The sequence below is a fragment of the Kitasatospora sp. NPDC057542 genome (genome assembly GCF_042801945.1).
In the GTDB taxonomy this organism is placed as follows: domain Bacteria; phylum Actinomycetota; class Actinomycetes; order Streptomycetales; family Streptomycetaceae; genus Kitasatospora.
Genome location: NZ_JBHVFE010000394.1, coordinates 1 through 8,483 on the forward strand (window position 1 = coordinate 1; position 8,483 = coordinate 8,483).

The following is an 8,483-nucleotide window of genomic DNA, read 5'->3' on the forward strand; positions in this document are numbered from 1 at the left end:
GTCGGAGGCGATTCAGGCAGAGCGACAAATAGGGGCAAAGCAGTCATAGCCGTCGGCGACGTTGACACCGGATTAGCCAGCTGGTGGGGTTGCGGACGATGTGGTCGTGGCCTGGCGAGGAGGCTCCTGTGCAAGCCCGAGTGTCCGTTGCGGCCGGGCGGCGGCTGCGGTCGCAGCTGGAGCAGAGTCCGGCGTTGCGGGAGGTGTTGCAGCACCCCGCGGCGGTGGTGGCGCGGCGGGCGACGGCGCGGACGTGCCGTCAGCTGGCGCCGCGGGCGGCGGACCGGCTGATCGCCGACCTCAAGGGGACGGAGCCGCTGTTGGCGTCGATGCGGGAGGAGCGGACGGACCGGGCCGCGGGGCGGCCGGGGCGGCGGACGATGCAGATCGCGGCCGGGGTCGCGGCCGCGGCGGTGGTCGGCGGGCTGCTGGCCGGCTCGTTGCCGTCGACGGCGCACGCGGCGCCCTCGGCACCGAACGTGGTGAGCAGCGCGCCGCAGACGCCGCTGGGCAGCGTGACCGACCCGAAGGTGTTCCCGAAGCCGCAGGAGCAGACGGTGGCGGGCAGGCCCGTCGCGGTGCCGTCCGCCGTGACGCTGGTGACCGCGCCCAAGGTGGACCTCGGCGCGGTGCGGGCCGTCCGGGAGGTGCTGGAGGTCGCCGGGGCGGGCGAGGTGACGCCGCAGCCGGACGGCGGGACGCCGGCCGCCGGCGCGCTGGTGGTGTACGTCGGCGGGCCCGGCGAGGGCGCGGACGGCCAGGCCGGCCGGGTGCTGGGGCAGCTGGCGGTCGCGGCGGGCGGCAAGGAGGGCGCCGCGCCCTCGACCGCGGGGATGCCGGCCGGAGGGTACGTGCTGTCGGCCGGTCAGCTGCCCGCCCAGGGCGGCGGGACGTACGGCGCCGTGGTGCTGGCCGGCGTGGACGCCACCGGCACCTTCTACGCCGCGCAGAGCCTGCGTCAGCTGCTGGCCGCCGTACCGGCCGGGCAGGGCCAGGCGCCGGGTGCGGCCGGGCTCGGCCTGCCCGGGATCACGCTGCGGGACTGGCCGACCGGCGCGCCGGTGCGCGGCACCGCGGAGGCCTTCTACGGCACCCCGTGGACCGCCCAGCAGCGACTGGAGCAGGTCGACTTCCTGGGCCGCTCCAAGCAGAACTTCTACCTCTACGCCCCCGGTGACGACCCGTACCGGCTCTCCCGCTGGCGCAACGCCTACCCCCAGGCCCAGGCCGAGGAGCTGCGCGAGCTGGGCTTCCGGGCCCGGCAGAACCACGTCACGCTCGGCTACGCGATCGACCCGGGGCAGTCCCTGTGCTTCAGCTCCGGCAAGGACGTGGACGCGCTGGTGAACAAGCTGGACGGGCTGCGCAAGCTCGGCTTCACCGCCTTCCAGCTCCAGTTCCTGGACGTCAGTTACGACGAGTGGCACTGCGGCGACGACCGCGACGAGTACGGCACCGGGCCGGCCGCGGCCGCCAAGGCCCAGGCCGCGCTGGTGAAGAAGGTGCAGGACCGGCTGATCGCGAAGAACCCGGGCCTGGCGCCGCTGTCCGTCGTCCCGACCGAGTACCACCAGCAGGGCTCCACCCCGTACCGCAAGGCGCTGGCGGCGGCACTGCCGGAGGGTGTGCAGGTGGCCTGGAGCGGGGTCGGGGTGATCCCGGAGAAGATCACCGGCACCCAGGCCTCGGACACCGCCGGGCTGTACGGGCACCCGCTGCTCACCATGGACAACTACCCGGTCAACGACGCCACCCCGGACCGGCTCTTCCTCGGCGCCTACAGCGGGCGCGACCCGGAGGTGGCCACCCGCTCGGCGGCACTGCTGACCGGCGCGATGCAGCAGCCGGTGGCCTCCCGGATAGCCCTCTCGACGGCCGGTGACTTCGCCTGGAACCCGGCCGGGTACCGCCCGGAGGAGTCCTGGCAGGCCGCCGTGCGCTCGCTGGCCGGACCGACCGGCGCCGCCCCGACGCCCGCCGGGACCGCGCTGTCCGCGGTCACCGCGCTGGCCGGGAACAGCACCTCCTCGCCGCTGTCCAAGCAGGAGTCCGGCTATCTGACGCCGCTGCTGGACCGCTTCTGGGCGGCCGCCGAGCCCACCTCCGGCGCCGCCCCCGACCTCGCCAGGCTGGTCGAGGCCGCCGCCCCGCTGCGGGACGCCTTCGCCACCATGGCCACCGCCCAGCGGACCCTGGCCGGCACCCCGGCCACCACCCAGCTGGCCGGCGAGGCCGCGCCCTGGCTGGGCCCACTGCGCGACTACGGGCTGGCCGGGCAGGCCGCCCTCGACATGCTGCTGGCGCAGCGCGGCGGCGACGGCACGGCGGCCTGGAAGGCCCGGGTCGAGCTCAACCGGCTGCGCGAGCAGCTGGACCGGGCCCCGGCCACCGTCGGCGCCGGGGTGCTCGGCCCGTTCCTGGAGCGGGCCGTGCGCGCCGCCGACAACTGGTCGGGCGTGGGCGGCGGCGCGGTCACCCCGACCAGCACCATGGGCACCGCGCAGGACCACCTGCCGGCGCTGATGGCCGACGGCCTGGCCGACACCTTCTACTGGAGCTCCGCTCCCCCGCAGCCCGGCGACGCGGTCGGTCTGGACCTGGGCGCGGGCCGCCCGGTCAGCGGCGTGACGGTGCTGATGGGCGGCTGGGGCAACGGCCCGGACGCCCGGACCGCCGCGGAGGACTACATCCGCGACGGCGTGCTGGAGTACTCCACCGGCGAGGGCGGCTGGAAGCAGCTCGCCACCGTCAGGAACCAGAAGACGGTCAGCGCCCAGCTCCCGCCGGGCACCGTGGTGCGGGCGGTGCGGCTGCGGGCCACCGCCGCGCAGAAGACCGCCGTCGCGGTGCGCGAGTTCACCGTCACCGCGCCGGACGACTCCCCGGCCAGCGTCAGCGGCGGTCCCGACGCCGCGCCCGGCTCCTCCGCCGCCGCCGTGCTGGACGGCAACCCGGACACCGCGTACCGGGCCGCCAAGGCGCCGACCGCGCAGGACGAGCCGCTCGTCGTCGAGCTCGGCGCGGCCCGTCCGCTGGACCGGCTCACCGTGCTGACCGACCCGGCCGTGCGCGCCACCGCCACCGTCGCGGTGCGCCGGGCCGACGGTACCTGGGCCGACATCGGCACCGTGCAGCCCGGCTACAACGAGCTGCCGGCCGGCGGGCAGGCCGCCGACGCGTTCCGGCTGACCTGGCGGCCCGGCGGCGACCCGCCGGTGGTCAACCAGGTGATCCCCTGGTACGCGGACGCCCCGGCGGCCCGGCTCAGCCTCTCCGACGCGGCCCTGGACGTGGTCACCGGCGCGTCCGCACCGGTCCAGACCCGGGCCACCGTGGAGGCCGGCCGCCCCGAGGGCACCACCGGCGAGCTGCGCACCGAGGTGCCGGCCGCCGCCAAGGGCCTGACCGTGACCCCGGCCGGCCCGGTGAGCGTGCCGCGCGGCGGCCGGGTGGGCGTACCGCTGCTGGTCAGCGCCACCGCGGAGACGCCGTCCGGGACGTACCGGGTGCCGGTGCAGTTCGTGGCCGGCGGCACCACCGTCCGGCAGGTGCTCCAGGTGCACGTGGTGCCGCCCACCGGCGGTCCGGACCTGGCGGTCGGCGCGAAGGCCACCTCCTCGGGCGACGAGACGGCGGGCTTCCCGGCCTCGGCGGTCACCGACGGCGACCCGAAGACCCGCTGGTCCTCGCCGGCCAAGGACGACGCCTGGGTGCGGCTGGAGCTGCCGCAGGCGACCCGGCTGGGCGCTGCGGTGCTGCACTGGCAGGCCGCGTACGCCGCCTCGTACCGGATCCAGGTCTCGGCGGACGGGAACAGCTGGACCGACGCGGCGACGGTGGACAACGGCAAGGGCGGCGACGAGACGGTGCGCTTCGACGCGCCCGGGGTCCGGTACGTCCGGGTGCAGGGCGTGGCGCGGGCGACCAAGTACGGCTACTCGCTGTGGGGGGTCGAGCTGTACGCCGTGACCCCGCCGGCCGCGCCGCAGCCCCCGGGCGGCCAGATCGCCCAGCCCGGCGGCGCACCGGGCACCCAGGCGGCGCCCCCGGTGGCGGGCGGGGCCGCGACCAAGCCGTAGCGGGCCGGGAACGCGGCGGGCCGCCGGCTCCCCGGTGCGGGGGGCTCGGCGGCCCATGAGGCGCGTACCGACGGTGTGACGGGCGGGCCCTTGTGGAGCTGGGTCAGGCGGAGAGCGGTTCGGGCTGCTCGCCGCGGCGGACGGGGGCCGGGTGGGCGGGGTGCGCCCGGCCGAGCGGGACGGGGTGGACCGGCTGCTCGGTGCGGTCGTGGTGCTCGTACTCGCCCCACTGCGGGGCGCGCAGCTGGTCCGCGCCGCCGTAGGGCTCCAGGTAGGGCCGCCACCGCGGGTCCTTGATCCCGGTGCCGATGATGCGCCAGGCCAGGCCGCTGGGCGGCGCGGGTGGTCGCTTCATCCGCCATCCGAGTTCGGTGAGGTGGCGGTCGGCCTTGGTGTGGTTGCAGCGGCGGCAGGCCGCCACCACGTTGTCCCACCGGTGCTGGCCACCGCGGCTGCGCGGGATGACGTGGTCGACGCTGGTGGCGGCGGCCCCGCAGTAGACGCAGCGGCCGTGGTCGCGGGCGAACAGCGCCCGGCGGGTGAGCGGGACGGGCCCGCAGAACGGGACCCGCACGAAGCGGGTCAGTCGGACGACGGACGGCGCCGGAAGGGCGCTGGTGGCGCTGTGCAGAGTGACTTCCGAGTCCTCCAGGCTGACCGCCTTGTGGTTGAGGACCAGGATGAGTGCGCGGCGCATCGATACGACGCCGAGTGGCTCGTAGGACGCGTTGAGGACCAGGACATGCGGCACGGATGCCTCCTTGGACGCCTGCGGCGCGTGGCTCGCGCCGGGACGAGCGGTTGGATCGCGCCACTCGTGCGCGATCTCCCCCAGTGTCGCCTTACGCCTTTGTACGGCGCCACCACTCCTGTGTAACGGACCTTGCGTGAACTCCGGGTGTGGTCTCGGTCATAGCCGGTATGCCCGGGGGAAGGTCGGGTTGCACCCGGGTGGCGGAGCGGCCCGCCCCGGTGACCCTGCCGGGGGTCCCTCCGGGGGCACGGATCGGCCGTCCGGAGCAGTGCCCCGACTGGCCCGGACGGCCTCGGAGTCCGGGTGCGGGGGGAGCGTACGGGTGCGTTGACGGGGCGTTCGGTACGTTCCGTACGCCCTCGACCACCCTCGCGGGAGGTTTCCCGCGCGTCCCGGCGGGCGTCCGACGGCGGATAGGCTGACGCTCACGGTCCGCGGGCCGCTCCTCGGCGGTGCGGGCCCGCCACGCACGCCAGCCAGGAAGGTCCGCACGTGTTCAGCTCCGGTGCCACCGGTCCGTCCGACGCGTCCTCGACGCTCACCACCCCGACGCCGGCCCCCAGCCCCACCGCGCAGCTGCCCGAGCTCGACCTGCGGATCCCGACCAGCGCGCAGGAGGTCTCGGACACCACCCGGCAGGCCGCCAGCTGGTTCGACACCCACTGGCAGGGCTGGCTGGCCTCCGGGCTGCGGATCGTCTTCATCATCGTGCTGGCCTTGGTGCTGCGGGCCGTGGTGCGCAAGCTCATCACCCAGCTGATCGGGCGGATGGCGCGCACCTCCGAGCACCAGGAGGAGAGCCGGCTTGGCGGGCTGCTGGCCAACACCGGGGTGGTGAACCCGGAGCGGCGCCAGCAGCGCTCGGAGGCGATCGGCTCGGTGCTGCGCAGCGTGGCCTCCTTCTCCATCCTGGGCACGGCGGCGCTGATGGTGCTCTCCGCGCTGGGGGTGAACCTGGCGCCGCTGCTGGCGAGCGCCGGTGTGGCCGGTGTGGCGATCGGTTTCGGCGCCCGCAACCTGGTCACCGACTTCCTCTCCGGGGTCTTCATGATCATGGAGGACCAGTACGGCGTCGGCGACGAGATCGACACCGGGGTGGCCACCGGCACCGTGCTGGAGGTCGGCCTGCGGGTGACCAAGCTGCGCGGCGCGAACGGCGAGATCTGGTACATCCGCAACGGCGAGGTGAAGCGGATCGCCAACATGAGCCAGGGTTGGGCGACCGCCTCGGTGGACGTGCAGGTCGGGTACAAGGAGGACCTGGTCCGGGTCGAGGAGCTGATCCTGGCGACGGCCGAGGAGATGGCCAAGGAGGCCCCGTACGACGAGCTGATCTGGGCCCCGGTGTCGATCCTGGGCGTGGAGTCGGTCGCCTCGGACTCGGTGGTGGTGCGGGTCGAGGCCCGGACGGCCCCGGGCAAGGCGGCCTCCGTCTCCCGGGCGCTGCGCCAGCGGCTGAAGGTGGCCTTCGACCAGGCCGGGATCAAGGTCAAGGAGGAGGTCCCGGCGGCGGCCGGGGCGACCGGCGTGGTGATCGCGCCCTCGCCGGTGCCGGCCGCCGAGCAGACCGCACCGTCCGCGCTGGCCGACCCGGCCTCGGCCCGGTTCCGGGCGACCGAGCCGATCCCGGCGGCGAAGGGGGAGCCGGCCCCGTAGCGGAAGCGGTTCGCACAGAGGGGACGAAGGCCCCGCTCCCACCACCGTGGGGGCGGGCAGCGAGAGGACGGGGGTGGGCCCGCCGCTGGCGGTCGAGGGCAGCGGGGGAAGGCTCACGCAGGAGTTCGAGTTCGCGCATGAGATAGCGGACAGCCGGCAGGCCCTCGTCGCTTCTCGGTACGCGCAGGCGGCCCGCCCGAGGAGGAACTACCTTGTCAGGTGGTCGAACTCGCCCTCCTTGATGCCGCGCAGAAGGGCGCGGATCTTGCCGGGCGTTGTGGTGATGACGACGTCGGGCTCATCGCTTTCGCGGAGTTTGATGCTGCGGTCGGGGCCTGCGGCAAGGTAGAGGCAGTTGGCTGACTCGGAACTGTAGCTGGACTTCTGCCAGTTGAGATCTGACATGGCGCTTCCTCTCAGGCTTCCTTTTCGATACGGGCAATGAGATCACGCGACTTCGCCTGGCTGAGGGCACAGGCCTCCATGAGGTCCAGAACCTTCTGGTACTTCACCAGTTGCGCATGGGCGTCAAGGAACTCGGAGCCGTGGTACGTATCGAGCTGCACAGTGTCGAGCTGGGGCACAACCTCGGAGCAGTAGACGATGGACTGCCCGGAGCCGGGGAACGTCCCCGCACCGAAGGGAATCACGAGGACGGATACGTTCTCACGGGTGCTCGCCTCAATGAGGTGCCTGTGCTGCGCGCGGGCCACGGCCGGCCCGCCGAACCCCATCCGCAGGGCTGCCTCATGGACGATTACGGTGAGCGGGATCGCCCGCTGGCCGTAGACGACGGCCTGCCGTTTGATCCGGTACGACACCCGGTGCTCCACCTCGGGTGGCGTCAGAGGCGGTACGACATTACTGGCGAGCACACGTGCGTGGTCGGCGGTCTGGAGCAGGCCGGGGATGTGGATCACCGAGGCGATGCGCACCGCCGTGGCATGGTGTTCCGTTTCAGCAAGATCGAGCATGGTCGGCGGCAGGATGTCGCGGTACTCCTCCCACCACCCCCGGGTCCGCCTGCCTGTCATACCGGCAAGAGCGTCGATCAGACTCTGGTCCGTACATGCATACGCCCGAGCGAACGCGCGGACGCGCTCCGCGCTCACCGCGTAGCGGCCCGCTTCGATTCGGCTCATATGGCCCTGGTTCACACCGACGAGAGCTGCGGCCGCAGTTGAGCTGAGCCCGGCATTCTCGCGAAGTTTGCGCAGCTCAAACCCAAGTCGCTGCTGCCGCAACGTCGGGGTGCCACTCGATGCCATCGCGATCCTCTCATTCACTGCCAGGAGTGATATGGCAAGTCTTCAATGGACTACATGGAAACTATGCCATGTCAGCGCTACCGTATGACATGGATCAGCTACTGAAGGTGCTGGCCGTTGGCTCAACCATGCCTTGAGGCAGGAGACTTCCATGACTGCTGAGCCCTCGCAAAACCCCCGTCTGGCCGCGCTCACACCGACCGTTCCCGACCCCTTCGACCAGGATCTGTGCGAGCTCGTGCTCGACACCGCACCCCGGCTGTTCGCCGTCGTGCAGGTGTGCGGCGAGGGCCCTGCGGACGCCGACGGATGGGTCGCGGCCTGGGGACTCGTCGACAATGACGGGCCGACACACGTGGTCGGCGTCGACGGGCGGGCACGGATGACTCTCACGTCTCCCGATCGAGCCTTGCACCACTTCGCCGGGCGCCCGGGGATCACCGCGCGGCCGGTCTGGCTCGCACAGCCTGGTGCTGCCTGGCTGGACCGACCCGAGGCCGCCTGACCTCCAGCCTGCCGACGCGCCTGTCGGCGGACGAGCAGGCGCGAGTGGGCCGCGAGGGATGCGGCGGGCTCGGATCTTGGACGCGGGCCCGCTCTTCTCATCCGTTCCCTGCCACCCGCATCGCGCTCCGTTCCACCGCGACCACGATCGCGGCGGAACGGAGAGAGAAGCTGTGATGGATCCACAGCCTTCCCGCCTTCTGCGCAGGAAGTCGGTCTGGC

Annotated in this window: 5 protein-coding genes and 1 pseudogene; 3 read left to right on the plus strand and 3 right to left on the minus strand. The window is 73.4% G+C overall.

The features are described from left to right. Nucleotides 1-128: 128 nt before the first annotated feature. Nucleotides 129-4,079, plus strand: a complete 3,951-nt coding sequence (locus ACFU7Y_RS33990) for a beta-N-acetylglucosaminidase domain-containing protein (protein ID WP_380770672.1) — start codon at nucleotides 129-131, stop codon at nucleotides 4,077-4,079. Between the two features lie 241 nt (nucleotides 4,080-4,320). On the opposite strand, the pseudogene ACFU7Y_RS33995 reads toward ACFU7Y_RS33990, so the two are convergent. Beyond that, nucleotides 4,321-4,830, minus strand: a pseudogene (locus tag ACFU7Y_RS33995) (HNH endonuclease); the annotation flags it as partial. 495 nt (nucleotides 4,831-5,325) lie between these two features. Between ACFU7Y_RS33995 and ACFU7Y_RS34000 the strand changes: the two are divergent. Next, nucleotides 5,326-6,489, plus strand: coding sequence for a mechanosensitive ion channel family protein (locus ACFU7Y_RS34000; protein WP_224282993.1), 1,164 nt, complete (start codon nucleotides 5,326-5,328; stop codon nucleotides 6,487-6,489). 207 nt (nucleotides 6,490-6,696) lie between these two features. Here ACFU7Y_RS34000 and ACFU7Y_RS34005 read toward each other — a convergent pair whose 3' ends face one another. Both ACFU7Y_RS34005 and ACFU7Y_RS34010 read right to left on the minus strand, forming a co-directional pair. After that, nucleotides 6,697-6,894 carry a DUF397 domain-containing protein gene (locus ACFU7Y_RS34005; protein WP_224282994.1) on the minus strand — a complete coding sequence of 66 codons (198 nt, stop codon included), beginning with the start codon at nucleotides 6,892-6,894 and terminating at the stop codon, nucleotides 6,697-6,699. 11 nt (nucleotides 6,895-6,905) lie between these two features. After that, nucleotides 6,906-7,757, minus strand: coding sequence for a helix-turn-helix transcriptional regulator (locus ACFU7Y_RS34010; protein WP_224282999.1), 852 nt, complete (start codon nucleotides 7,755-7,757; stop codon nucleotides 6,906-6,908). Between the two features lie 151 nt (nucleotides 7,758-7,908). Between ACFU7Y_RS34010 and ACFU7Y_RS34015 the strand changes: the two genes are divergently transcribed. Continuing rightward, complete coding sequence (locus ACFU7Y_RS34015) at nucleotides 7,909-8,262, plus strand: hypothetical protein (protein WP_380770673.1); 354 nt, start codon at nucleotides 7,909-7,911, stop codon at nucleotides 8,260-8,262. Nucleotides 8,263-8,483 lie beyond the last annotated feature (221 nt).